The sequence below is a fragment of the Neobacillus sp. MER 74 genome, assembly GCF_023714155.1.
On record NZ_JAMAUV010000019.1, the window covers coordinates 48,815 to 72,755 of the forward strand.

A 23,941-nucleotide genomic window follows, 5' to 3' on the forward strand; every position below is an offset into this window, starting at 1 on the left:
TATGGATGTGTGATTTGAATTACGACTCGTCTAGCTCATGCACCTCCTCCCATTTCTTTGATGAAATTCCTTTTTTTGCAGTTAAGACGTAACTGCATAGGGACGAGGTGCAGGCTTTTTTTTATATGTAAAAACATCTGAGCAGAGATTAGTCAGCTGAGAGGAGGCATATCCTGATGAAAAATCCTATTGTTACTCTTGATGGAATTTCTTTTCAATACGATACACAAGAACGCTATGCTCTGAATAATGTCTCTTTTGATATATATGAGGGGGAATGGCTGGCGATTGTTGGTCATAATGGTTCTGGGAAGTCGACAATGGCCAAACTACTAAATGGGCTTCAATTTCCTCAATCGGGTGAACTACAGGTTTGTGGTATTAAGCTTGATGAAGAATCAATATGGGATATCCGAAAAAAAATTGGGATGGTTTTTCAAAATCCTGATAATCAATTTGTTGGTACGACTGTACAGGATGATGTGGCTTTTGGTTTAGAAAATAATGGCATTCCTAGAGAGGAAATGGTCAAAAGAGTCGAAGATTCGTTAAAGAGGGTCAAGATGGATAAGTTTCTACATCAAGAGCCCCACCATCTATCTGGAGGCCAAAAGCAGCGTGTGGCAATAGCAGGTGTTCTTGCGCTAAGGCCGTCAATTATCATATTAGATGAGGCAACATCAATGCTTGATCCCAAAGGCAGGGAAGAGGTATTGGAGACAGTTCGTTTATTAAAAGAAGAGAAATCTTTAACCGTTATATCTATTACCCATGACTTAGATGAAGCAGCCAAAGCGGATCGCATTATTGTGATGAACAAAGGGGAAGTTTTTCGTGAAGGGACACCTGAAGAAATTTTCTCCATGGATGAACAATTAGTTCAATTAGGTTTGGATATTCCTTTTTCAGTAAAAATGGCGAAATCATTTCGGGACAAGGGTGTTCAACTATCGAGACATTATTTATCGGAAGAAGAGTTGGTGACAGAGCTATGGACATCTCGCTCAAACATGTAGATTATCGATATCAAGCAAATACTCCTTTTGAACGATTGGCCATTGCGGACGTTTCGATTGATATTCCGACAGGGGTGTATATGGCTATAATTGGCCATACCGGCTCAGGAAAGTCCACCGTCCTCCAACATTTAAACGCACTTTTGCAGCCAACAAAAGGATCAGTTTCGATTGGTGATCAAGAAATTAAGGCTGGACTGAAAAATAAAAATTTGAAGAGGATCCGTCAAAAAGTTGGGATTGTTTTTCAATTCCCTGAACATCAATTGTTTGAAGAAACTGTTGAAAAGGATATTATGTTCGGGCCCATGAATTTTGGCGTTTCTGAGAGTGATGCAAAGGAACGCGCACGGATTGCCTTACATCAAGTGGGCTTAGGCGAAGAAGTCCTTCAAAAATCCCCATTTGATCTCTCTGGGGGCCAAATGCGCCGCGTGGCCATTGCAGGTGTACTCGCTATGGAACCTGATGTTATTGTCCTGGACGAGCCTACAGCAGGGCTAGACCCTAGAGGCCGTAAAGAGGTCATGGATATGTTTTACGATCTTCATAAAGAAAGAAAGCTTTCTACCATACTTGTCACACATAGTATGGAGGATGCTGCAAGATATGCAGACCAAATTGTCATAATGCAGCATGGGAAGGTTGTTCAAAGAGGGACACCGGAAGAGATTTTCTCAGCACCGGGTGAACTTGTTGAAATGGGACTGGATGTACCCGAAGTGGTTCGTTTTCAACTGAAACTTGAGGACAAATTAGGGATTAAATTAGAGAAAATGTTCCTAACCATTGATGAACTGTCTGCTGCTGTTACTAAGGTGTTAAGTAGAGGTGTTCGCTTATGATGGATAAAATGATTTTTGGGCGCTATGTTCCGGCCGATTCGGTTCTTCATAAGATGGACCCTCGCTCTAAAATATTGATTATCTTTCTTTTTGTCTGTATTATTTTTCTGGCAAATAATGTGGTAACCTATGCACTTATTGGTATTTATACTTTTTTTATGCTTGGATTGTCGCGAGTCCCCGTGCGCTTTTTGTATGGCGGCTTGAAGCCGGTTATTTGGCTTGTCCTTTTTACATTTATTCTACAGTTGTTTTTTACTAAAGAAGGTGCCCTTTTATATGAACTAGGGCCAGTTAAGATTTATGAGGAAGGGTTAAGACAAGGGATTTTTATTTCGCTACGATTCTTCTTCCTAATTCTAATGACGTCTTTGTTGACACTGACAACCACTCCGATTGAAATTACGGATGGTTTGGAAACACTTTTACATCCTTTAAATAAGGTTCGTTTTCCTGTCCATGAGATGGCGTTAATGATGTCCATTTCATTGCGGTTTATTCCCACGCTTATGCAGGAAACGGATAAAATTATGAAGGCGCAAATCGCCAGAGGCGTAGAGTTTGCGAGCGGACCGTTTAAGGAACGCATTAAAGCCGTCATTCCACTGCTAATCCCATTGTTTGTTAGTTCATTTAAACGGGCAGAAGAATTAGCCGTAGCGATGGAAGCAAGGGGTTATCGAGGCGGAGAAGGCAGAACAAAGTATCGGGAGTTATCTTGGAAAAAAGCTGATTCCTTTCAGATGGTTCTTTTAGTTCTTGTAACGATCTTATTATTCTTATTACGTTCATAATGGAGCGAAGCTATGCCAAGGTATAAATGTATCATTTCTTATGATGGTTCTGGATTTTCAGGTTATCAGGTTCAGCCTAATAAGCGGACCGTTCAATCTGTTTTAGAAGCTGTATTAACAAAAATGCATAAGGGTGAACCGGTGAAGGTATTCGCTTCTGGACGAACGGATGCCGGCGTACATGCAAAAGGACAAGTCATTCATTTTGATTCGCCGCTCCATATTCCGGAAGAAAAGTGGGGAAGAGCGTTGAATTCAATGCTTCCAGGCGATATTTCTGTCCTTTCTGCTGTGACGGTCGATGATTCGTTTCATGCCCGCTTTGATGCTAAAGGGAAGGAATACCGCTATAAGCTCCATTTATCTTCAAATAGGGATCCTTTTTTGCGGAAATTTGCTTACCAATATCCATATCGTCTCAATTTGAATGCAATGGAACAGGCAAGTAATTTTTTCCTAGGTACACATGACTTTTCTAGCTTCTGTGCTGCGAAGACAGAAGTGGAAGACAAAGTGCGAACGATTAAAGCGATTGATTTTTCACGCGAGAATGAGATGTTAACCATCCGTTTTGTTGGAAATGGCTTTTTATATAATATGGTCCGTATTTTAGTAGGAACATTATTAGAAGTTGGATCTGGTGATCGAAGCCCAGAAGAGATCCCGAATATATTGGCTCAGAAAGATCGGACTTTGTCTGGAAAAACAGCCCCTGGCCACGGTTTATACCTTTGGGAAGTATATTATGAGTAAATAATTTTTAATACAACACAACCTGGTGTAACATTTTCTTGACATATAGCCCTGAAGTATTTATTATATTATATGTGCGTGTTTTTAATCCCACGATAAAGCCCCGGAAAGTCTTCATCGTGATTGAAAATATATGAATACAAACTTAACCGCACAAGGGTAGTAGATGTTCATTCCCGGAACAGAATTGAACACTAATTGCTTTAAAAGTGCGAAGACAATAATCTTTTTGGATTTAAATTAGGAGGGAAACTCATGCGTACAACGTTTATGGCAAATGCCAACACTATCGAGCGTAAATGGTACGTAATTGATGCTGAGGGCAAAACTCTTGGACGTCTTGCTTCTGAAGTAGCATCAATTTTACGTGGTAAAAACAAACCAACTTTTACACCACATGTTGACACTGGTGATAATGTAATCATTCTTAACGCTTCTAAAGTAGAACTTACTGGTAAGAAATTAACTGACAAAATTTACTACCGTCACACAAATCACCCAGGTGGTTTAAAACAAAGAACTGCTCTAGAAATGCGTACTAACTATGCTGAGAAAATGATCGAGCTTGCTGTTAAAGGTATGCTTCCAAAGAATTCTCTTGGCCGTCAAATCATCAAAAAATTACACGTATATGCTGGCAGCGAACATCCGCACCAAGCACAACAACCTGAAGTTTACGAACTTCGCGGTTAATAAAGAGGGAGGGAATTAACTTGGCACAAGTTCAATATATCGGTACAGGTCGCCGTAAGAGTTCTGTCGCACGTGTGCGTTTAGTACCAGGCACAGGTAAAATTATTGTTAATGGTCGTGAAATCGAAGATTATATCCCATTTGAAGCATTACGTGTTGTTGTAAGACAACCATTAGTAGCTACTGAAACTGTTGGAAGCTACGATGTTCTTGTAAACGTAAGCGGTGGTGGATACACTGGTCAAGCTGGAGCAATCCGTCATGGTGTTGCTCGTGCATTATTACAAGCTGACCCTGAATTCCGCCCAACATTAAAACGCGCTGGATTATTAACTCGTGATCCACGTATGAAAGAACGTAAGAAATACGGTCTTAAAGGTGCTCGTCGTGCGCCTCAGTTCTCAAAACGTTAATTTTTACGTTTCAAAGGCTCTCAACCCGAATTGGTTGAGGGTCTTTTTTTTGTATAGGAAATCATGGATTCTCGCAGCAGTTTGTTCTTTTAAATTTTTTTTTAATCGTTTTGTAGATTTTTGTAGGGTTTTGTTGTTTTACTTTTAAAATTATTTAAGTATTCAAAATTGGAAGCGTTAACAAGGGGGATGGACATGAAAAAATTTGGATTAGCTGCGCAAATTTTTATTGCACTTATTTTAGGTATAGTGGTTGGGGCTGCTACTTATGGGAACAACACAGCAATTGCCTACATTGCGCCAATCGGTGATATTTTCATTCATTTAATTAAAATGATCGTTATGCCGATTGTAATAGCCGCACTTGTTGTTGCGGTGGCGGGTGTAGGTGATATAAAAAAATTAGGTAAGCTTGGCGGCAAGACGATACTTTATTTTGAAATCATTACAACGATTGCGCTGGGGATTGGATTGCTGGCTGCAAATGTGTTCCATCCAGGTTCTGGTGTAGATATGAGCCATCTGGCAAAAGGAGATATCTCAGCATACGAACAAACAGCAAGCGCTACACAAAACAAAGGCTTTGCGGAAACAATCGTTCACATCGTTCCAAAAAATGTGTTTGAATCAATGGCGCAAGGGGATCTATTACCGATTATTTTCTTCAGTGTTCTATTCGGCCTAGGGGTCGCGGCAATCGGGGACAAAGGAAAGCCGGTACTTCATTTCTTTGAAGGTGTATTAGAAGCAATGTTTTGGGTAACAAATCAAGTAATGAAGGCTGCTCCATTTGGAGTATTCGCTCTTATTGCAGTGACGGTGGCCCATTTCGGAGTGAGCACATTGCTTCCGCTTGGAAAACTTGTATTGGCTGTGTATGTAACTGTATTGTTTTTCGCTATTGTGATTTTAGGTATAAACGCGAAAATGACAGGAACAAATATTTTTACACTTATTAAGATTTTAAAGGAAGAACTTATCATTTCTTTTACAACAGCGAGTTCTGAGGCAGTTCTCCCGAACATCATGAAAAAGATGGAGCAATTCGGTTGTCCTAAGGCGATTGTTTCTTTCGTCATTCCGACAGGATACACATTCAATCTGACAGGATCAGCAATTTATCAGGCCCTTGCTTCGCTGTTTGTTGCGCAAATGTATAACGTACACATGTCATTGATGGAGCAAATCACATTGTTATTTGTACTTATGATGACTTCAAAAGGTATGGCAGGCGTCCCAGGTGCATCGTTTGTCGTTGTACTGGCGACTCTCGGATCTATGGGATTACCGTTAGAGGGAATTGCTTTGATTGCTGGAATCGATCGTATTTTAGATATGATTCGCTCAGCTGTAAACGTTTTAGGAAACTCATTGGCTGCCATCTCAATGGCGAAATGGGAGGGCGAATTTGATAAAGAAAAAGCTCAGGACTATTTGGATTCTGTTAAAGAAACAAAGGCTGCATAAAGGGATAGGAGGAGAATGTAATGACAGTAACTGAAATAAAAGGAAATGTTCGGATTGAAAAGGATTTTTTAGGGGAAAAAGAGGTGCCTGTAAATGCCTATTACGGCATCCAAACATTGCGCGCTGTCGAGAACTTCCCTATTACAGGATATACAATTCATGAAGAACTAATTAAAGCTTTGGCCGTTGTCAAGAAAGCGGCGGCTCTTGCCAATATGGAAACAAAGCGCCTGTATGAAGGGGTGGGCAAAGCCATAATAGAGGCCGCTCAAGAAATCATCGACGGCAAGTGGCACGAGCATTTCATTGTCGACCCGATTCAAGGCGGCGCAGGTACATCAATGAACATGAATGCGAATGAGGTCATTGCCAATCGTGCGCTTGAATTAATCGGAAAAGAAAGAGGAGATTATTTTCATATTAGTCCGAACAGCCATGTGAATATGGCTCAGTCTACGAATGATGCTTTTCCGACCGCGATTCACATCGCAACATTGAATATGTTAGAAAAATTATTAGACACAATGGAATCTATGCATGGCGTATTCGAGCAAAAAGCAAAGGAATTTGACCGGGTCATCAAAATGGGCCGTACTCATCTGCAGGATGCTGTACCGATTCGATTAGGTCAAGAGTTTGAAGCATACTCCCGCGTAATTGCCCGCGATATCAAGCGCATCAAACAATCACGCCAGCATTTATATGAGGTGAACATGGGCGCGACGGCGGTGGGAACGGGCTTGAACGCAGACCCTCGCTATATTGAGCGTGTAGTGGAGCATCTTGCCGATATTAGCGGCTTATCGCTCGTGGGAGCTGAGCACCTTGTGGATGCAACCCAAAACACAGATGTTTACACCGAAGTATCGGCAGCACTTAAAGTATGCATGATGAACATGTCCAAAATTGCCAATGATTTGAGATTGATGGCCTCCGGTCCCCGCACGGGATTAGGCGAGATAACATTGCCTTCCCGTCAGCCTGGTTCTTCCATTATGCCGGGGAAAGTCAACCCTGTAATGGCTGAGGTCATTAATCAAGTGGCGTTTCAAGTTATTGGAAACGACCATACGATTTGTCTTGTATCTGAGGCAGGGCAGCTGGAACTGAATGTTATGGAGCCTGTTCTCGTATTTAATTTACTTCAATCCATCAGTATTATGAATAATGCATTTCGTGCATTTACAGACTATTGTTTAAAGGGAATTGAAGCAAATGAAGATAGAATGAAGGAATATGTAGAAAAGAGTGCCGGGATTATTACGGCGGTAAATCCGCATATCGGCTATGAGGTTGCTGCACGTATTGCGAGGGAAGCTATTTTAACCGGTCAGCCGATTCGCGAATTATGTTTGAAATATGACATATTATCAAACGAAGAGCTTGATCTAATTTTGGACCCTTATGAAATGACTCACCCTGGTATCGCAGGTGCAGTTCTTTTAAATAGACAGTAAACTTGTACATGTCAAGCAAAGGAGGGCGGAGCAGCCCTTTTTTGTTTGACATAAGGGATAGAACTTCGAGGATGCCTTATTTTTATTGAGAATCAACAGCAGAGGTTGATTGGAAAAGGAAGGGAATATATGTATAAATTCAAGGTTGGTCCGAATGGGGATGTGGAAACTGCCTTACGAGGTGCGGAATTAATGGCTATACCGTTGTTGAATAAGGGGGTTGCCTTCACGGAGGAGGAGAGACAGGAGCTGAATTTAACTGGATTATTACCGCCGGCAGTACTAACGCTCGATGAGCAGGCACGCCGCGCTTATGAACAATTCTGCTCGCAGCCGAACGATTTGCATAAAAATGTTGCGTTATCGGCACTGCATGACCGAAACGAGGTATTGTTTTACCGGGTGCTGACGGACCATTTACCAGAAATGCTTCCAATCATATATACACCGACAGTCGGGTTAGCAATCCAGCGTTACAGCATTGAATACCGCCGGCCGCGCGGGGTGTATTTATCTATTAATGATGCAAGCGGCATTGAACAAGCATTTAAAAACTTCGGGGCGAGTGCGGAAGATATCGATTTAATCGTTATTACCGATGGGGAAGGCATTTTAGGGATCGGTGACTGGGGTGTTGGCGGTAGTAATATCGCGATTGGTAAATTAGCTGTTTATACAGCCGCAGCAGGAATCGATCCCGCACGTGTCATGCCTGTAATCTTAGATGTGGGCACTGATCGTGAAGAGCTTCTGAACAACCCGTTCTACATCGGTAATTGCCATCCCCGTGTTCGGTATGGGCGGTATGATGAATTCATTGAGCAGTTTGTAAGTACGGTGGCGAGAATGTTTCCTAATGCTTTGCTGCATTGGGAGGATTTCAGTTCCCAAAATGCGCGAAGCATTTTAGAAAAGTATCGAGATAAAGTGTGTACATTCAATGATGATATACAAGGTACAGGGGCTGTATCGCTTGCTGCTGTGCTGGCGGCAGTGCGCGCTTCCGGTATTCCGCTCAGTGAGCATCGTGTTGTCGTATTTGGGGCGGGTACAGCCGGTATTGGAATTGCTGATCAGGTGCGCGATGCCATGGTACGGGAGGGGCTTTCATGGGAATCGGCGAACCAAAGATTTTGGTGCATTGACCGGAATGGTTTACTGGCAGATGATATGGACGTATTGTACGACTTCCAGCGCCCATATGCGCGTCCTGCTGAAGAAAAAAATGCAGGATCAGGCTTAGCTGAAGTCGTTCGACAAGTACATCCAACTATTTTGATCGGAACTTCAACGGTTGCGGGGGCATTCACTGAGGATATTGTGAAAGACATGGCAGCGTACGTTGAAAGACCGATAATTTTACCTCTGTCCAATCCGACTCCGCTTGCGGAAGCAAAGCCTGCTGATCTAATCCATTGGACAGAGGGAAGAGCACTCGTAGCAACAGGAAGTCCGTTTTCTCCTGTTACATATAACGGAACAGAATATGAAATCGGACAATCCAATAACGCTCTTATTTTCCCGGGGCTTGGACTTGGAACAAACGTCTCCCGTGCCAGTATCATCACTGACGGCATGTTTGCTGCAGCAGCAGAAGCTGTGGCGGGAATGATCGATGTAAGCAATCCAGGTGCGCCTTTACTTCCGCAGATTGAGAATCTTCGTGCCATTTCAGAAATTGTCGCGATAGAAGTGGCAAAGGCGGCTGTTGCCGATGGTGTGGCACGAATAAAACATGACGATATTAAGCAAGCAGTTCGAAATTCAATGTGGGAACCGGTGTATCGGCCTATAAAAGCGGCGAAAGAAACAGTTATGGTATAATGGGCGAAAATACAGCTTGTTTTGATAAACAAGCTGTATTTTCTTATATAACTAGTAGTGTATGGGGGTCAATTGTGTTTATAACTACAAGGCGGCGGTTTGTTAGTAGCAAAAATCAGGAAGTGGCGGATTTGAGAACGGATCAACTGCAAAGCAAAGATACCTGGATCGTTATTGCTCTTATGGTTATAGTACCAATCGCGGGTGAATTGAACTTTCATCCATTCGATAATGTATTTCGTGTCAGTTTCGGAACACCTATTTTCTTCTTTTCTTTATTGTTCTTTCGTAAAATTTCACCTGTAGTCATGGGGCTGCTAGTAGGAACGTCAGTATCGGCGTTCCGGGTTTTATTGGATTGGATGGCGTCGGCAGACTTTAGCCTGGCAGTATCTCTTACCGAACGTTATCCGACGTTTTTCTACTATTTTACATATGCCTTCCTGTTTTATTTGATGAGGGTGAATCGTTTTCAACATCCTTTGCTGATTGGATGTTTCGGTATTACAATTGAAATCACATCCAGTCTTATTGAACTAATGCTTTTTCATCTTTTTGTATTGGGAACGGCTGTGACGATAGGGGCATTGAATAAAATCATTATTATCGCAGTGTTTCGAAGCTTTTTTGTTTTGGCCTTCATCAATATGATGAAACTGTACGAACTACGACTGAAAGAATCGCAAACTCGGAGGGAGAATGAGAATATGCTCATGCACCTTTCCAATTTGTATGTAGAGTCTGTTTATTTGAAAAAGACGCTGCAAAATGCAGAAACCATCACAAAAGAATCCTACAATCTATATCGAAACATGATTGATTTTAAACAAGGCCAAGGACTTCCCATTGAAAATTGGGGGAAAAAAGCTTTACGGATAGCCGGAGAGGTGCATGAAATAAAAAAGGATAACCAAAGAATCTTTGCGGGACTTTCAAAGCTCATATCAAGCGAAAGTCTGCCGGAATATATGAATGTACATGAATTAGCGTACATAATAGTTCGAATCAATCAGAAATATGCAGAGCTGTTAGGGAAGAAAATCAAATTTATTTCGCAGATTAGGGGAGAGCATCCAAATTATCACATTTACCTTATGCTGTCTTTTATCAACAATTTAGTCGCGAACGCAGTAGAAGCGATTGAAAATACAGGCACAATCACCATTTCAATAGATAAAGAGGATAATTGGCTCGAGTGTAAAGTGATTGACGACGGTCCGGGCGTTCCTTCTAAATATAAACATCTCATTTTTAAACCGGGGTTTACTTCTAGATATGGAGAAGATGGAACACCGTCCACGGGAATCGGTCTATCTTTTGTAAAAGAAATGTCAGAGGAATTGGGAGGAGAGGTAACACTCCAAACGAGTGGGAAAGGATGCATTTTCATTATCCGGCTGCCGATCCTCTGTCTTGCCGAGAAAGGGTGAGTTTATGTTTTTTTATATTACGGATGATGATGAAGTCTTTCGATCTATGCTATCACAAATTATAGAGGATGAAGAATTGGGTGACGTTGTAGGAGAAGCGGATGATGGTTCATTACTAGATGCACATACGCTGGCAATGAAGCATGTCGATATTTTATTCATTGATTTACTGATGCCGATCCGGGACGGAATTGAAACCATTCGTGGCATTGCGCAGTCATTTAAAGGGAAAATCATTATGATTTCCCAAGTAGAGTCTAAAGAACTGATCGGGGAGGCTTATTCACTTGGAATCGAATATTACATCACGAAGCCGCTGAACAGAAATGAAGTATTATCGGTTGTACAGAAGGTCATGGAACGCATTCGTTTGGAGCAGTCTATACAAGACATTCAAAAATCACTCAGCAATGTATTTGATTGGAATTCCGCCAAGGAACAAAAGTCTGCCTCCGAGGAAAAGAAAATTACAGATTGGGGGCAAGTTCTTTTATCCGAACTCGGCATAGCCGGTGAAAATGGAAGCAAGGACTTGCTGGAAATCATCGATTATTTATACCATTATGAGAAAAAACTAGCATTTGAGACGGGATTTCCTATTTTAAAGGATATCTTCACCCATATCAGCTTAAAAAAATTAGGAACGGCCGCTTCGCAAGATGAGGTTGACAGGGAGAGAAAAGCGTCCGAACAGCGTGTTCGCCGAGCAATTTACCAATCATTGAACCATTTGGCCTCTCTTGGCCTCGCTGATTTTGCGAATCAGAAATTTGAGAATTACGCGTCGAAGTTTTTTGATTTTACAACAGTGCGTCAACGAATGACGGAATTGAAACAAGCATCTTTAATTTCATCAACGCATACGCGGATTAATGCCAAGAAGTTTATTCAGGTGTTGTATTTTGAAGCAAAACAGCTGGTAGATGAGGGGTATTAGAATGTAAATAGGAGCCTGGGATAGCAGCATGGTTCCAACTATTATTGGTACTTTCAAAGGCCCCCAACCATATTGGTTGGGGGTCTTTTTTTGCCTAACTTTGCTAGGAGTCTAAATACTTGAGTCTTTTTTTTAAATAGGCAGATCTATCACGAATGAATTGAAAAATCACTTCCGGTTCCCCATCAAATAATTCGATATCCTTCTTTTTAAACGGATCTTGCAGGATATGCGGCCGTAAAGCTTGATGCATAGAAGTAACTTTATTTTCTAAATAAGGAACTGTGAACTGAGTTTCTAAGATTTCTTCTAATATGTTTCTGTAAAGCGTGCGAAACTCAGGTACTTGCAGGAGAAGAAATGAAAGATGGTTGGTATTTCTACCTCCAATAGGAACATAATCGTACTTCATAATACCCCCGCTAATTTTCCGGCCCCAGGTGCCATCATAATCCCAAGGAATGAATTCAAACAACCCTGTTTGGCTGTTACGATAAAGGGCATAGTTATGGGTGAATCCATCATTATTCATGGTGCAAACCGCGCATGCCAGCCACTGTGCGTATTTATTTATGTCAATGAGTTTGAAAATGATCCGGGGGAAGTCGGGGAGTGGGATACTATTGACTTTTTCTACTAGTTCGATGAGGTATTTATAATCGGATTCATTCCCAAATGCTTTTTGGTAGCCTGAAGTAAGAGACTTCTTCTGTTTGCCCTTTTTGTACAGTGAAAAGTTGGCGCCATTACCTACAGCATATAAAATCGGCCCTAAAGGGAGTCCTCTTCTTCTCAAGAACATTTCATCCACGGATTCTAATTGTAGATACACCCCTTTTAAAGAGCCATTTCTTATTAAATTAACATGCTTACTTTCCGGCGATAAGACACCAATGTCTTGAAAAAAGTCGAGAGAAAGTTTGTTGCGGAGGAGTGAGGGATCTCTGTATTCTGCATTAAGGTGAATGACATGTGCATCCGAAACGGTTTTTGGTTCTATGAACTTGATCATATATGATTTTTTACGGAATTCCCGGGTATAGGAACCTCGGTAGCAAATATCAACATTATAGCGGGTATCACCCACCTGTAAACAGGCAGGAACAGGGTCATCGCTCCAAATATCATTCCTAAGATCTTTTAGATCCGCTTTTTTTATTTCTAAAAAATATGATGGAATTTGGTAGGGTATTTGTTCCATAAAAAAACACATCCTTAATAAGCTTAATTCATCCTATTAAAGGCGTGTATAAAATGCTCAAGATATTGCTCAATTCCTTGCAATTTAATTTTCAAACAAAGCAGATGTAGTTTCTCCCCGCATCCGCCCTTAGTTGACTAGTTGGTTTTTAACTGCATACAGGGCGGCCTGTGTCCGGTCCGCCAGTTCAAGCTTTGCTAAAAGGTTCGATACATGAGTTTTAACCGTCTTTTCGGTAATAAATAATGCGGCAGCAATTTCCTTATTGCTTTTTCCTTTCGCGATTTCTTTTAACACATCTAACTCCCGCTTGGTTAATTCCTCTAGTAAATTCTTTTCCTGCTTGCTTTTATTGGACAAATTGGCGAGTAAATGTGAGGTAGCTTTTGGGTGAAGCTGATTTTCCCCGCTGATGATTTTTTTAATCGATGTGACCAGCTCATCAGGCTGAATGTCTTTTAATTGGAACCCGGAAGCACCAGCTTCGAGCGCGGGAATGACCTGATCTTGGTCCGAAAAACTCGTCAGCATCATAATTTTAATTTCGGGCTGCTTTTCTTTTATGATCTTTGTTGCCTGGATTCCGTCCATTTCCGGCATGACGAGGTCCATTAAAATAATATCTGGCTTTAACAACTGGGCCTGTTGAACGGCTTCTTTGCCATTGGCGGCTTCCCCGATAATTTCAAGGCCTTTTTGTGTTCGAAGGAAAAAGACCAGGCCTCTTCTGACGACATGATGGTCGTCAGCTATTAGGATGCGTATACACATGTGAATTCTCCTCTCTAAAAAGGTATGCGGACTTCTATCGCGGTCCCGCTACCTGGTCTACTCTTTAAGTGGAATTGTCCATTTAGTGCTTCTGTTCGTGTTTTCATATTTTTTAACCCCAATGACGGAATTTTTACATTTTCTCCGTAAAGGAAACCGCATCCTTGATCTTTGATGGTCATCACAACGAGGTCCTTGGAGGCATGAAACATCAAGTTGGCCTCAGTGGTCTGGGAGTGCTTCTTACAATTGGCTAACGCCTCCTGACCGATGCGCCACAATGCTTCCTCGACTTTTCCAGGAACGCTCGCTGCTCCTGTAATCTCGGTATCGATGGATAGGCCAAGCATTTCAGCATAACTTCTCAAGGCGCTAACGATGCCATTCTCTAGACCAAGCGGGCGCAGCTGCCAAATCAATGCTCGCATCTCTCCAAGCGCTTCCTGAGCTAAGTCCTTAATATAGACGAACGTATGTTTCACGTCTTCTTGTTCAGTCATTTCCACTCCTGCCCTTGCTGTTAAGCTGAGGGAAAATAACAGTTGATTAACGGAATCATGAAGATCTCTTGCCAGCCGGTTGCGTTCCGCAACAAGTGCGGTTTCTTGTTCCCTCTGGGTAAGTTTTATGCGTTTTAGCGCCGTGCCGATTTGATAGGCAACAGCTTCAAGTAATGCAAGTTCATTTTTGTTGAAATGTGTCTTATAAGGCGATCCAACATTTAAGATTCCAAATCGTTCATCTCCAGCTCCTAGCGGAACGGTGGCATGATGGGTCAGTCCGCAAGTTTCACCAGCATGTTCTTCGATCGCTTCCTCAATTCGTTTACATTCCATAATATTCGTAGCTTTAGTTAATTTTTTATTATTGTATTTATTGACGCACCAACACCCGCCCTGGCACATTCGTTCTTTTTGGTTAGCTGCCAAAGCAGGGGGCAGAGATTCGTCGGCTGCGAGGTGATGCGTCCCTTGCTCATCCATTAAAAAAATCCATCCAGTCTGTAGACCAGTTACTTGGAGAAGTCTTTTCAATACGCCGGCCAGCACATTGTTTGTATCCGTTCCTTCATTCAATAACTCAGCGATTTCTTTTAAAATCCCAATATCATTATTCTTCTCAGACATTCTATTCTCCTCCACTGTCCGCATTTACTGTAATTATAACTTAATGGATGGAAGGTTGACGTTAAAAACTTGACTTTGAACGTTATGGAGCAGGCTTAGCTTGTAATCAATCGACTCCTCGAGATTATCAACTTTAAAACCATAATGATGGAAACGCATGTTTGGTGAAACCTTGGATTATAAGATTAAATTCATATCGCCAAACTCATGCCATAAATAACCTGCGACGATGGCATGATTGTATGCTTGCAGCAAATGCTGCTCTGATACAAAGGCGGACAGCATATCAAGGTGGCTTGCTTGGGGTTCATGAAAACCAGAAATGATTCCGTCGGCTATTTTTAAAGGATATTGCTGATCGATATAGAGATTGGTTGTGCCCGATAGGACTCCGCTTCTGGCTGCACTTTCAAGAGCACGAACCACGGTGGTGCCAACCGCAATGACTCGTTTGCCAGCGGCTTTTGTCTGTCGAATCCGATCCATGGTTTGTTCAGAGATTTGGTACTCTTCGATATTTTCTTCAGGTGACTGCTGATAGGTATCGTCGATTAAATAACTTAGTCCTGTATGCAGTTGGATAAAGTCGAAATGGATGTTCAATCGCTTTAATTTGAAAATTAGCTCCCAGCTGAACGCTCTGCCTGCTGAGGGCATTTCCACAGAACCTGGATGACTGGCAAAAATGGTTTGATAGTAATCAAGATCCCATGGCTCCTCGATATATTCATAACGAATCGGCTCTCCAAGGGCATAAATACTATTAAATAATTCCGTACCTTGTTTCGTAAATTCAATGACTTTTAATGGAGAATTTCCCTTTTCAGCAATTACGATTGCAGACAATTCTGATGAAAACTCGAGTATGTCACCTGGTTTTACGGGAGCGGCAACGATTAATGCCTCCCATAGAGCTTCCTGGCATCGTCTGGCCAGACGCACTTCAACATGGGGTATGATGGGTTCTGTGTCTCGAATACAATTGGCGTGTAAGACCGCGGGGATAGTTCGACTGTTATTGGCAATAAGCAGGTCGCCGGGCTCGAGATAATCTGCAAGCTGGAAAAAATGATCATGCTTGATGTCTCCGGTTGCCCGGTCGAGAACCATCATCCGGACGTGATCTCTTCGCACACCGCGTTTTTCAGGGGGGAGGGACGCATTTAATTCATTAGGCAGGTAAAAATCTAATGCTCTTGTTGCCATCACAATTCCTCCTCTGCTTGAGCCTCAAAGCGCTGGCCATTTATTGCAGCTGACTTATCTGATGCTAGATAAAGAAAGATTTCGATGACATCTTCTGGCTTAGCTAATGGGTAATTGCAATTTGGGACTGCTAATTGATGCATATCTGTGTCCATTTCACCGGGATCGACCATGTTTACCCGAATATTCGTCTCCTTTAATTCGTCTGCCCAAGTCTGGGTGAGGCCTTCCACGGCGAACTTAGAAATTCCGTACGCACCCCATCCTGCATAACCCGTATGGCCAGCTTCCGATGTTACATTGATAATTGAACCTTCGTTCCGTTCGAGCATCCCTGGAATAACCCTTCTTGTCACAAGAAAGGGCGAAACTGCATTTACTCGCAGCACCTCCGCAAAGTCTTCCTCTGGGTAATCGAGCAGTAGAGGCATTGGACTGGGGCCAAGGATCGAGGCATTATTAATTAAGACGTCAATGTGGCCAAATGCCTCCTCAGTCATCGCAATGAATCGTTCTACATCACGTGATTTGGAAATATCCGCGGTAACTGCGAGAACCTCCGCACCTAATTTTTTAACTTCTTCTTTCACTTTTAAGAGTTTTTCTGGTGTCCTTGAGCAGATGGCCAGTTTAGCTCCTTCCTTTCCAAAAGCCAGTGTCAACGCTCTGCCCAGCCCTTTAGACGCGCCAGTAATCATCACAACTTTATTATTCATATCGTCTCTCCCCTTTGTTTCTTGATGTCTTAAGCATAAAGGTTTTTGTAAAATCATCCTTCGGAAAAAAGCTTGAAGTTTATCTACAACTTTTGGATGAGAAAAGGGGGGCCTCTGCGGTCAATGAGGGAGGTCCCGATTTACCGAGAGAGGAAAAAAAGGGCCCTTGCGGTCAATGAGGGAGGTCTCGATTTACCGAAAGAAGGAAAAGGGGGTCTCTGCGGTAAATGAAGGAGGACTCCATTTACCGAAAGAAGGAAAAAAGGGCCTCTGCGGTAAATGAGGGAAGTCTCCATTTACCGGTAGAAGGAAAAAAGGGCCTCTGCGGTAAATGAGGGAAGTCTCCATTTACCGGTAGAAGGAAAAAAGGGCCTCTGCGGGTAAATGAAGGAGGTCTCGATTTACCGGTAGAAGGAAAAAAGGGTCTCTGTGGTAAATGAAGCAGGTCCCTTCGCCATTTACCGAGAAAAGGAAAAAGGAACCTAAAAGAACTTCATCCCCAGTCCCGATAATACAAAGCCCTTCCACAAAAAATGAAAATGCCACACATTGGCCGAACTAAAAATGTACTTAAACGATTAAGTTCATTCAAAATACCTATATTTCCGGTGCCCAATTGAGTTAAAGTTCTGGATAAGTACTCTTCGTATGGTCTTCTTAGACCCAACCCCACACCACTCAAAAACCAGATTTGTAGTAATTTTGATACCAGGAAAAAGCAACACTAATTCCTCCACACACCGTAATACAGCAGAATCGATTGTTTCTATGTGCCCGCATTTACTACAGACAATCATCTTCCCTTCATCAGGAATGATCAGCAAGTGGCAATTTTCACAAATAACCCCCTTTTTCAGGTGACCAAAGTTATAAGCGGGATAACGGGTAAAAGGATTGTCCGTTTGGTGCAATGAGATTAGTTGATCAGCAAGTATTTTGTGGCGGTTCGTTAGTTTTGAAGGAATCTCGTTTAATTTTTTCATCAGACTGTTTAGCTGAGTGGGGTAAATAATTGGCTCGTTTAACGGGGCTTGGTATAAGGTGAAATGGGGGTGTACAAAGGTTACATCGCCTTCAATGGGTAAGTGAAAGGCAAGATCTTTAAGTAATGGACGAAGGAGCAACTTACTTCGTTCTAATTGATGTAAAGGATTACTAATTTCATCCTTGGATGATTTGGGGTAGAAATTTCCCGATTCATATCGATAATCCCCCTCATAGTTTTTTATTTCATATGGATAAATCGTATGTTGAGAAATAATAAGTGTATCAATTTGAAAAAAAGATTTATTCTGCTCAAGGCTTAAATCATTTAAAATGTATAAATCATTTTTTAACTCCGAAGTTAGCTGGTCAAAGAACACCTCCCCCTGGTATCCCTTTTCAAGGTAAGCAAGACGCTGCTTGTCCTTGAAAGGCAACTCCATTCGTACATTCAATGAACTCAGAACTCGTAATTCCTTTGACCTCACACGAGACTTATAATGCGGCATGTGCCACTTCCTCTCCATCATTTTTTGGAACCACCTCTTATTTTACAAAGAACCGCATACTAATGGTTTGAATTCTTTGTTAACAATTTAGAGAACCGCCCGATAAAAATTGGCAACTTAATTCTTTGCATTTCTTCTGAACCCCAGATAAAGAATAGTTCTAAGAGGTGAAAAGAAGTGACAGTAATTACGACCTTTAAGGAAAAAAAACGGGAAAAACAAATAAAATATGAACGATCAGTCCTTCGGGAATTATCGATCAATACATTAAAAGAACGAGTCCAACAATACTTTGGCTCCACCAAAATTGTTTCCAGCCTCATCATGAATACAGGAATTGAAGAAGCATGTTATGATATCGCACTTGAAGCTTTTTTATTGGGGGCAAAATATAGCAAGTTTGGTTATCATGGTGAAACCTTAGATGATGTTCGAAGACGCTGCTACCGAGAAGAAAAACATCTTATTGATACGTTATATAACTTTTTCCTTTATTGGGGGAGCGGTGAAGAAGGCGCCATGAGTGAATCACTTTACTATCTATGTGAGCAGTATATCCATATCTGGTGGAGAGAGGGCTATGAAAAAGGGCAAAGACGCCACAAGCTCCGTCTGCACTAAGGTCTGGCATTTCTTCCTGTTCTAATTCCCCCCTTTGTCCCATATAGTTTAGAGAATAGGGACGAGCGGGAAGGAATGATAGGGGTGTCAAAACGAAGACTGAAAATAATTAGTTTTATTGTAGGCTTATTTGTCTTATTTTTCGTTTTACAATATGACTTTGCTGAAGATGACTCATTGAATGCGTGGAATCTTCCGTTGTCAGGAAAAATCATTTTGCTTGACCCGGGCCACGGCGGACCAGATGGCGGCGCAGGAACGGGTCAAACCTTAGAAAAAGACATTGCCTTAGAGATTACCAAAAAAGTTCGGGATTACTTGCAAATGCAAGGTGCCCTTGTCATTATGACCAGAGAAACAGATACCGATTTAGCAGCATCTGATACAAGGGGCTACAGTCGAAGAAAAGTGGAGGATTTAAAAACTAGACTGAAGATGATTAACGACGGTGATAATGATTTTTTTGTCAGTATTCATTTAAATGCCATTCCATCTTCCAAATGGAGCGGAGCTCAAACCTTCTATGCACCACAATATAAAGAAAATGCAGAGGCGGCCAAGTTTATCCAAGACGAGCTGCGGACAAATTTAAAGAACACCACACGTAGAGCGAAACCTATTAATAATGTCTATATCTTAAAAAACGCGAAGAAACCTGGCGTTTTAGTGGAAGTTGGCTTTATGTCCAACCCTGCAGAAAAGGAAAAGTTAAAAAAGGATTCCTACCAGGAGAAAGTTGCCGTTTCCATCTATCAAGGTATCACTCGATATTATACGAATGAAAAAGAACTCGTCGAGCCAGAGTATTGAAGGTGGGAAAACACCTTCTATTTTTTTTGAATGTCTAGCTCCAGCCCCCTAGCGGCTAGTGTCCTTCGCTCTCCGCCCTACGATAAGTCAACATCGAATGCGCCTCCGGCTCTTCGTGTTTCCTTTATCTCGGTTAGAGCGCTCCAGGCCATACGCCGCTGACCAGGGGGCTTACGCTTTTCTAATTAAAAATACCTGTGATTCATTTAACTGTTTCTTAACTTGGATATGATATACTGAGAGATGGAAACGAATTCAAAATGTGAGGTGCTTTTTATGTTAACAGAGGAAAGAATCTATGAGGTTCTAGGCAGCCTGAAGGAACCATTTTTACATAAAACATTAGCTGAATTAAATGCTATTGTGGAAATAAAGATCAAAGAAGAAAAAAACCATGTAAGCGTAAAAGTGGCAATCGCAAAAACTGGTACAGCGGAGCAGCTCCAATTACAAACACAAATTGTTAATTTGTTAAAAGAAGCTGGGGCGGCAACGGTGGGAATCCGCTTTAGCGAACTGCCTGAAGAAGTATTAGCAGCAAATCGCCATGCGGAACCAGAAAATAATGAGACAAATTTGCTTCATTCAAATAAAACCACTTTCATTGCCATTGCCAGTGGAAAGGGCGGCGTTGGTAAATCAACGGTGTCGGTGAACCTTGCTGTCGCGCTGGCGCGTCTAGGCAAAAAGGTTGGATTAATTGACGCCGATATTTATGGCTTTAGTGTACCTGATATGATGGGAATTACCCAGAGACCTGTAGTTAGGGGAGAAAAGATCATCCCTGTCGAACGTTTCGGCGTCCAAGTTATCTCCATGGGCTTTTTTGTGGAAGACAATTCACCAATTATTTGGCGTGGACCCATGTTAGGAAAAATGTTAAACAGCTTCTTTAGTGAAGTAGAGTGGGGCGATATCGATTATCTATTATTAGACTTGCCGCCAGGTACTGGGGACGTGGCTTTAGATGTTCATACCATGCTGCCGGCATGTAAAGAAATTATCGTTACTACTCCACATCCAACTGCTGCGTTTGTTGCAGCGCGTGCGGGTGCGATGGCACTGAAAACCGACCATGAAGTTCTTGGTGTCATTGAGAACATGGCCTACTTTGAAAGTAAGCTGACTGGTGAAAAGGAATATGTATTTGGACAAGGCGGGGGAGATAAATTAGCGGAGGAATTGAATACCGAAGTTCTTGGCCGTTTGCCGCTTAACCAGCCTGATTGGAACGAGGAAGACTTTGCACCATCAATTTATCAAGAAGACCATCAGACTGGAAAAATTTATTTAGAAATCGCTGAAAAAGTAACTGCCTTACTTAAAAAATAAAAAGATGCAAAAAGAGAAGCCTTTTCCTCCTGGAAAAGGCTTCTCTTCATTAGATAGTATGGGTCAAGATAAAAAATTTACCTCAGCTTCCTGTATCGGTCTTACTGCCGCTGTCGGAACTTTGGCTTTTACCAGCGGATTTACTAGCCGCTTCTTCTGCTGCCTTTAAGAGCAATTCTTGTATTTTTGCTTTAAACAAGGGGCTATCTAGTGTTTCTGTTATGACTTTTTGTAGATGTGCTCGGTACTCTTTGCTTTTTAATGCATCTGCCATCTCTTTTTGGATTTCCGGCTCTTTAAAAACCTCAATCATCATTCCTCTATATTCGGGGTCATTCATTAATTCCTTCAGTAATTTTTTGTTTTCAGACTTCAAGTTTTTTGAAACGCTTTGTGCGAATTTAGGATCACTAAACGTTTTTTTCCAATAATCTTTTGCCTTATCCGATGTGAGAGTTTGCTGGATCGTATCAGAGACAACTTTTTGATCCATTACCAGCTTTTCCTTCATGCCATCACTGGACATTACTTCTTGGAGTGCTTTTTTCCCATCATCCGTTTTAAGAATATCAACAACCATCTTTTTCGTTTGTTCGTAATCAACTTGTCCTCCGCCGCTGGATTCATTGGCTGAACAGCTTGTCAAAAACAGCAAGATGGGCAGGAGGCACAATATGCTTTTTGCTTTCATTAATAAGCCCCTTTCACATAAAAATCCTTAAGTTTAGCATGTTGTAACTTGTGAAAGATTATTCGTACAGAATCATAAATTATGGATTTTTCAAATTTGGCTTGGTACAATCATAATGTTGATTATTTTTGTATTCTGGAGGTTTATAGTGTGACAAGCCGTAATTGGGTAAAATTATTTTTAAGCACATTATTAGTGGGCGGAATCACAACGGCTATTGTGGGCTTTATTGTTCGCTGGAATGAGTTTGAGCCCTATTTTACTGAATTTAAACTCATTGATATTTTGTCGACCTTGATTTGGTTAATTGTCATGGGCTTTTTGTTTAGTGTTATTAGCCAAATGGGCTTTTTTGCATATTTAACGGTTCACCGTTTCGGTTTAGGGATCTTTAAATCTGTTTCCTTGTGGAATGCTGTACAAATTGTTCTTATTCTATTTGGTTTATTTGATTTAGTTTATTTGCGGTACGACAATTTTGCTGACCCGGGTGATTCTGTTCTTCCATACTTTGGTCCCGCTATCATCCTGTTAATAGTTGCGTTAGCGGCAGCATGGTATAAAGTAAAACAGACCAATCGGGATGCGTTTATTCCTGCCGTATTTTTTATGATTGTGGTTACTTTAGTTGAGTGGGTACCAGTCCTTCGTGTAAATGAACATAGCTGGCTTTACCTCATGATGTTTGCATTAATGGCGTGTAATGCTTACCAACTTTTGATTTTGCATAAATTAAACATTCAATCACAGCAGGAGAGACAAAAGAGGGAAAACCAAGCCCAAAGTAATAAACCTGTAACTAAAAAAAAGACAAAAAAACCGTCCATTTAAAGTTGGACGGTTTTTTGTGTTATCTAATTTCCTTTGAACTGGCCTCACCGTTAGCTATTAATTCTGATACAGAAACAAGTTTAAATCCTTTTTGGCGAATTTCCTTTAAAATCAATGGCAATGCTTTGGCTGTTTGCTTTGCTGAATCGGAAGCGTGAAGCAAAACGATATCGCCTTTGTCTGCTTTACCAACGTTCTTGACAATGGCTGGAATCCCTGGATTATTCCAGTCCTTTGAATCGACACTCCAATGGACTACTGTATATCCATATCTTTTGGCGATTTTTAAAGTCCGCTCATCGAAATGACCGGTTGGAGCTCGGAGCAACTTAATATCCTTCACGTTTAGTTTTCTGAAGGCTTCTTGTGCTTTTGAGATATCTTGGCCGATTTTTACATCTTCCAAGTCCCGATAGTCTTTGTATTCGTAGCCAAGAATACCGATTTCATAACCATCCTTTATGATTCGATTAACAATGTCTGGGTGTCGCTCGGCCCATGAACCAGCTAAGAAGAAAGTAGCTGCTTTTACATTTTCCCTCTTTAAGGTATCTAAAATAGGCTCTGCCTTTTCATCACCCCAACCGATATTAAAAGTAAGAGCAAGACCCTTTTCCCCTCTATAAATTGCTTTCGGACCATCCTTTGTTGAAAAGACAGGAATTTGCGTAAGGTTCTCTATGTAGAGAAACCATGCCGTAAAAAACGCTGCAATTAAAATAAGTGAAATGTTCTTCAAAGACTTCCCGTTAACTACAAAAAATTTCATCGTCCCCACCTCGTCCAATACTGTCCTTGTCTCAACCTATGCGGACTTTTTTTAAAATATGAATAGAAAATCTTATAATAAAATCTCAAAAATTGGAAAAGACTACAATTACTAGATATTACGCTGGAGGTTATTCAATGTTTGGACTTCTAATAAATGATAAGGAAGTAAAAGAAATGGAATACCTTATTAAAAGAGAAATGGATGAAATTCTTTTTGATTTAAGAGATGATCGTATAGATCACATAGTAAAGAGAGCGATGGAAGAAAGATATAAAGTATTATTTACCCTTTTTCGAAGAGTAGCTTCACCACATGATTGTCTAAAGTATATGAGGAGAGGAAAGAAGGATAGGAAAAAGGGATAAAAAAAGATTCTTTTTTTATGCAAGAACCGTTGACAATAAATAAGTATCTTGGTATATTAATAAACGTCGCTGCTAACATAAATAAAACTTCAAAAAAGTTGTTGACATTATGTTTTGCAGGTGATATATTAATAAAGTCGCTTTTGGACGATACAACAAATTGCTCTTTGAAAACTAAACAAACAAAATCGTGTAAACAAACAATAACTTTTAGTTTCAGAGACGAAACTAAGCCAACGTAACAAATGGGCTAATCAACTTTCTTGGAGAGTTTGATCCTGGCTCAGGACGAACGCTGGCGGCGTGCCTAATACATGCAAGTCGAGCGAGACTCTTCGGAGTCTAGCGGCGGACGGGTGAGTAACACGTGGGCAAC

The 23,941-nt window shown here is 41.3% G+C and carries 24 protein-coding genes and 1 rRNA gene; 17 read left to right on the forward strand and 8 right to left on the reverse strand.

Annotated elements, in window-relative coordinates:
• The first annotated feature begins 176 nt into the window (after positions 1 to 176).
• From M3610_RS21995 to M3610_RS22045, 11 genes are all read left to right on the forward strand, one after another.
• Entirely contained in the window at positions 177 to 1,016 is an 840-nt protein-coding gene (locus M3610_RS21995; protein WP_251462608.1) for an energy-coupling factor ABC transporter ATP-binding protein, read from the forward strand.
• Positions 992 to 1,861, forward strand: a complete 870-nt coding sequence (locus M3610_RS22000; RefSeq protein ID WP_251462610.1) for an energy-coupling factor ABC transporter ATP-binding protein — start codon at positions 992 to 994, stop codon at positions 1,859 to 1,861. Before M3610_RS21995 ends, M3610_RS22000 begins: the two co-directional genes overlap by 25 nt.
• Entirely contained in the window at positions 1,858 to 2,655 is a 798-nt protein-coding gene (locus tag M3610_RS22005) for an energy-coupling factor transporter transmembrane component T family protein (RefSeq protein ID WP_251462613.1), read from the forward strand. The genes M3610_RS22000 and M3610_RS22005 overlap by 4 nt, the downstream gene beginning before the upstream one ends.
• A 12-nt stretch (positions 2,656 to 2,667) precedes the next feature.
• Positions 2,668 to 3,408 (forward strand): tRNA pseudouridine(38-40) synthase TruA, encoded by a 741-nt coding sequence (gene truA, locus M3610_RS22010; protein ID WP_251462616.1) that lies wholly within the window; start codon positions 2,668 to 2,670, stop codon positions 3,406 to 3,408.
• Between the two features lie 255 nt (positions 3,409 to 3,663).
• Positions 3,664 to 4,101, forward strand: coding sequence for a 50S ribosomal protein L13 (gene rplM / locus M3610_RS22015; protein ID WP_098573631.1), 438 nt, complete (start codon positions 3,664 to 3,666; stop codon positions 4,099 to 4,101).
• Between the two features lie 20 nt (positions 4,102 to 4,121).
• Positions 4,122 to 4,514 carry a 30S ribosomal protein S9 gene (rpsI, locus tag M3610_RS22020; protein ID WP_026565721.1) on the forward strand — a complete coding sequence of 131 codons (393 nt, stop codon included), beginning with the start codon at positions 4,122 to 4,124 and terminating at the stop codon, positions 4,512 to 4,514.
• A 195-nt stretch (positions 4,515 to 4,709) separates the two neighbouring features.
• Positions 4,710 to 5,981, forward strand: a complete 1,272-nt coding sequence (locus tag M3610_RS22025; protein ID WP_098573628.1) for a cation:dicarboxylate symporter family transporter — start codon at positions 4,710 to 4,712, stop codon at positions 5,979 to 5,981.
• A 20-nt stretch (positions 5,982 to 6,001) separates the two neighbouring features.
• Positions 6,002 to 7,438: an aspartate ammonia-lyase gene (gene aspA / locus M3610_RS22030; protein ID WP_251462619.1), complete on the forward strand. Its 1,437-nt coding sequence runs from the start codon at positions 6,002 to 6,004 to the stop codon at positions 7,436 to 7,438.
• 129 nt (positions 7,439 to 7,567) lie between these two features.
• Complete coding sequence (locus tag M3610_RS22035) at positions 7,568 to 9,262, forward strand: NAD-dependent malic enzyme (RefSeq protein ID WP_285851443.1); 1,695 nt, start codon at positions 7,568 to 7,570, stop codon at positions 9,260 to 9,262.
• A 131-nt stretch (positions 9,263 to 9,393) separates the two neighbouring features.
• Positions 9,394 to 10,692, forward strand: coding sequence for a sensor histidine kinase (locus M3610_RS22040; protein ID WP_098573622.1), 1,299 nt, complete (start codon positions 9,394 to 9,396; stop codon positions 10,690 to 10,692).
• Between the two features lie 4 nt (positions 10,693 to 10,696).
• Complete coding sequence (locus M3610_RS22045; protein ID WP_098573619.1) at positions 10,697 to 11,629, forward strand: response regulator; 933 nt, start codon at positions 10,697 to 10,699, stop codon at positions 11,627 to 11,629.
• Positions 11,630 to 11,732: 103 nt separating this feature from the next.
• Here the strand turns inward: M3610_RS22045 and M3610_RS22050 are convergent, their stop codons facing one another.
• The 6 genes from M3610_RS22050 to M3610_RS22075 form a co-directional block, all read right to left on the reverse strand.
• Positions 11,733 to 12,830: a CotH kinase family protein gene (locus M3610_RS22050; RefSeq protein ID WP_251462622.1), complete on the reverse strand. Its 1,098-nt coding sequence runs from the start codon at positions 12,828 to 12,830 to the stop codon at positions 11,733 to 11,735.
• A 129-nt stretch (positions 12,831 to 12,959) separates the two neighbouring features.
• Positions 12,960 to 13,601 (reverse strand): response regulator, encoded by a 642-nt coding sequence (locus M3610_RS22055; RefSeq protein ID WP_098573616.1) that lies wholly within the window; start codon positions 13,599 to 13,601, stop codon positions 12,960 to 12,962.
• Between the two features lie 14 nt (positions 13,602 to 13,615).
• Positions 13,616 to 14,728 carry a GAF domain-containing sensor histidine kinase gene (locus tag M3610_RS22060; protein ID WP_251462625.1) on the reverse strand — a complete coding sequence of 371 codons (1,113 nt, stop codon included), beginning with the start codon at positions 14,726 to 14,728 and terminating at the stop codon, positions 13,616 to 13,618.
• 177 nt (positions 14,729 to 14,905) lie between these two features.
• On the reverse strand, positions 14,906 to 15,934 hold the full coding sequence (locus tag M3610_RS22065; protein WP_251462628.1) for an S-adenosylmethionine:tRNA ribosyltransferase-isomerase: 1,029 nt from the start codon (positions 15,932 to 15,934) through the stop codon (positions 14,906 to 14,908).
• Positions 15,934 to 16,650 carry an SDR family NAD(P)-dependent oxidoreductase gene (locus tag M3610_RS22070; protein WP_251462632.1) on the reverse strand — a complete coding sequence of 239 codons (717 nt, stop codon included), beginning with the start codon at positions 16,648 to 16,650 and terminating at the stop codon, positions 15,934 to 15,936. Before M3610_RS22070 ends, M3610_RS22065 begins: the two co-directional genes overlap by 1 nt.
• Positions 16,651 to 17,234: 584 nt before the next feature.
• Entirely contained in the window at positions 17,235 to 18,164 is a 930-nt protein-coding gene (locus M3610_RS22075) for a nuclease-related domain-containing protein (RefSeq protein WP_251462635.1), read from the reverse strand.
• Between the two features lie 156 nt (positions 18,165 to 18,320).
• On the opposite strand from M3610_RS22075, the gene M3610_RS22080 reads away from it, so the two are divergent.
• From M3610_RS22080 to M3610_RS22090, 3 genes are all read left to right on the forward strand, one after another.
• A complete protein-coding gene (locus M3610_RS22080; protein WP_251462638.1) occupies positions 18,321 to 18,764 on the forward strand; it encodes a YbaK family protein in 444 nt (147 codons plus the stop codon).
• 84 nt (positions 18,765 to 18,848) lie between these two features.
• Complete coding sequence (gene cwlD / locus M3610_RS22085; protein ID WP_311315849.1) at positions 18,849 to 19,574, forward strand: N-acetylmuramoyl-L-alanine amidase CwlD; 726 nt, start codon at positions 18,849 to 18,851, stop codon at positions 19,572 to 19,574.
• Between the two features lie 276 nt (positions 19,575 to 19,850).
• A complete protein-coding gene (locus M3610_RS22090) occupies positions 19,851 to 20,906 on the forward strand; it encodes an Mrp/NBP35 family ATP-binding protein (RefSeq protein ID WP_251462644.1) in 1,056 nt (351 codons plus the stop codon).
• An 82-nt stretch (positions 20,907 to 20,988) separates the two neighbouring features.
• Here the strand turns inward: M3610_RS22090 and gerD are convergent, their stop codons facing one another.
• Positions 20,989 to 21,597 (reverse strand): spore germination lipoprotein GerD, encoded by a 609-nt coding sequence (gene gerD, locus M3610_RS22095; RefSeq protein WP_251462657.1) that lies wholly within the window; start codon positions 21,595 to 21,597, stop codon positions 20,989 to 20,991.
• A 150-nt stretch (positions 21,598 to 21,747) separates the two neighbouring features.
• Between gerD and M3610_RS22100 the strand changes: the two genes are divergently transcribed.
• Positions 21,748 to 22,428: a KinB-signaling pathway activation protein gene (locus M3610_RS22100; RefSeq protein ID WP_098573593.1), complete on the forward strand. Its 681-nt coding sequence runs from the start codon at positions 21,748 to 21,750 to the stop codon at positions 22,426 to 22,428.
• A 19-nt stretch (positions 22,429 to 22,447) separates the two neighbouring features.
• On the opposite strand, the gene pdaB is transcribed toward M3610_RS22100, so the two are convergent.
• On the reverse strand, positions 22,448 to 23,197 hold the full coding sequence (gene pdaB, locus M3610_RS22105) for a polysaccharide deacetylase family sporulation protein PdaB (protein WP_098573590.1): 750 nt from the start codon (positions 23,195 to 23,197) through the stop codon (positions 22,448 to 22,450).
• 137 nt (positions 23,198 to 23,334) lie between these two features.
• Here pdaB and M3610_RS22110 point away from each other — a divergent pair, with 137 nt between their 5' ends.
• Both M3610_RS22110 and M3610_RS22115 read left to right on the forward strand, forming a co-directional pair.
• Entirely contained in the window at positions 23,335 to 23,565 is a 231-nt protein-coding gene (locus M3610_RS22110; protein WP_026565703.1) for a hypothetical protein, read from the forward strand.
• Between the two features lie 260 nt (positions 23,566 to 23,825).
• Positions 23,826 to 23,941 (forward strand): 16S ribosomal RNA (locus tag M3610_RS22115); the annotation flags it as partial.